1 protein-coding gene is annotated in these 780 nt (G+C 70.4%); it reads left to right on the top strand.

Annotated elements, in window-relative coordinates:
• Positions 1–116 precede the first annotated feature (116 nt).
• On the top strand, positions 117–780 hold a 664-nt coding region (locus tag ACFXIV_RS48265; RefSeq protein ID WP_379421585.1), incomplete at its 3' end, for an FtsK/SpoIIIE domain-containing protein.

Below are 780 nucleotides of genomic sequence, written 5' to 3' on the forward strand. Positions count from 1 at the left end.
GGTACGCCGGTGTCCGTTGTCGGGTTGAAGGCTCGGGACTGGGAGAACGAGTTCAACGGGCAGAAGCGGCACGGCATCGCCTTCCGCGCGGTCGCCATCACTGCCGGGGCCTGAGCATGTCCAACCTGATGACGGTCACCGAGGTGGCATCGCTGGCTGCCGGCGTCGGTGGGCTCGGCTACGCGAAGGTCCGTGCCCCGCGCGTGTACTGGTCGGTGGTCGGGCTTCCGGTCACCTGGGGCCGCTTCTCCCTCACCTACCGGTCCACGATGGAGGTGTGCGGGCTGACGGTGCAGCCGTCGGGGCTGCGGGCGTTCGTCACCCGGAACATGGCGCGCAGGGAGGTTCGTCCGGTGCCCGCGAAGGTGCGGCGGGTGTCGCCGACCTCGACCGGGCTGCGGGTCTCGCTGCGGCTTCCGGCCGGTCTGGAGCCGGCTGATGTGGCGGCGGCATCTGAGCGGCTGCGGCATGCGTGGGGTGTCCGCTCGGTCAACGTGGTGGAAGCCCGCCCCGGTGTGGTCGAGCTGCGGATGACGGGCTATGACGTGCTGGCCCGGGTCCGGATGCCTCGCCGGTTGAAGGCGTCGGGGCCGATGGTGGTTCCGGTCGCGCTGCGGGAAGACGGCACGGTCTTCTACCGCGACTACCGGCAGGTGCCGCACGCGCTGACGCTGGGTGCGAACCAGTCGGGCAAGTCGGTGTATCAGCGCAACCTGATAGCCGGCCTTGCCCGGCTCCCGGTCGGGCTGGTGGGCATCGACTGCAAACGCGGTGTCGAGC

The organism is Nocardia sp. NPDC059236, from assembly GCF_042754085.1.
GTDB lineage: Bacteria > Actinomycetota > Actinomycetes > Mycobacteriales > Mycobacteriaceae > Nocardia.